Origin of the sequence: Kitasatospora sp. NPDC091257, from assembly GCF_044757675.1 — a bacterium.
Lineage (GTDB): Bacteria > Actinomycetota > Actinomycetes > Streptomycetales > Streptomycetaceae > Kitasatospora > Kitasatospora lactacystinica.
The window spans coordinates 1-1,348 of sequence record NZ_JBIVVI010001731.1; the positions used below are offsets into that span (position 1 = coordinate 1).

The window sequence follows — 1,348 nt, forward strand, 5'->3', positions numbered from 1 at the left end:
CGGGTGAAGGCGCCCGGGTCGGCCGGGTCGTTGCGGGCCACCTTCCGGTAGGCCTGGTACGGCCGGTCGGTGAACCGGGAGGCGAGCCGCACGGCCAGCGCGTCCGAGCCGCCGGCGTTCACCCGGGCGTCGATCACCACCCCGCGCAGGGGCGTGGCGCGGGGCCGGCCGAGCAGGGCGTCGACGGCCCTGTCGAGCTCGGCCTCCTGGTCCCGCTGACCAGCCCCGTCGACGTAGTCGCCGAACGCGCTCACCCGCACGTAGCCGAGGCCGTCCGGGAGTTCGCCGACCCCGAGGAGACCGTTGCCGAACGGCTGCTCGGGGACGGCCAGTTGGGCGCCGATCGGCGGCAGGACGGCGGCCAGCAGCTGCGCGGTCGGCGCCACCGTGCCGTCCCGCATCTCCCGGAAGAAGGTGGTGTACCCGCCGCCGGGACGCGCACGCAGCAGGGCGACGTGCGAGTCCCGGAGCGGCTTGACCATGGCGATGATCGTGTCCACCAGGTTCTCCGCGGTGACCGTCGGCCGGTACGCCGCCCGCGCGGCGTGCCAGTCGACGCCCTTGACGGCGAAGAAGGGGTAGTTCTCCTCGAAGCTGTCCCAGAACCGGTCGAACACCGCGACGGGATCCTCGGAGACCGGCAGCGCGCACCGCGCCGGCAGCCCGCCGGGCAGCCGTTCCAGCGTCCGGGTGCCGGTGCCCGAGTCCTTGGCGTACACGGCCCGGTGGCGCCCGCGCGGGGTGACGGTCAGCTCGGCGAACGGCTCCCCGGGAGTGCCGTAGCGGACGGCGCCGCCGGGCAGGGGCGCGCCGAACCGTTCGGCGGAGGTCACACCGGGGGTGCAGCTGTTCCGGGTGACGTCGTAGGTGGCGAGGGCGGTCCCGCGGATCTCGACGATCGTGCCGTACCCGTCCGTCCGCCAGACACCCTCCAGCCGGTCGACGCCCGGCCGCCCCGCACTGCTTCCCGCCGGGGCGGCTGCCCCCGCCGTTCCCGCCGTTCCCGCCGTTCCCGCCGTGAGCGCGAGCGCGACCACCGCGACGCCCGCCACCCGGGCCGCCGACCTCCCCTGTCCACTCCCCATACCGAGCCCATGCCCTCCATCCCCGGGCCGCCCCCGCGGAACCCCTCCGCCACCCACGGCTCGACGGTACGGACCGCCCGGCCGCCACGCGTCAACCCGCGGACCGGTCCGGACCCCGACCAGGGAAGTACACCGGCCCGCCACCGCCTCCGCCCTACGGCGTACCCGCCCCCGCAACGGCGCCGGCGCCACCGGCCCGGAGCCCCCTCCGCGCTCTACTCGCCTCCCCACGGATCTCACCCGTCAGGTGCCGCTGCGGATGC

Annotated in this window: 1 protein-coding gene; it reads right to left on the reverse strand. The window is 76.2% G+C overall.

The window, feature by feature from the left end; all coding sequences use genetic code 11:
• Window positions 1-1,085, reverse strand: a 1,085-nt coding sequence (locus tag ACIQOV_RS41610; RefSeq protein WP_401056367.1) for a S41 family peptidase, incomplete at its 3' end; no start/stop codon positions are given.
• Between the last annotated feature and the right edge of the window lie 263 nt (window positions 1,086-1,348).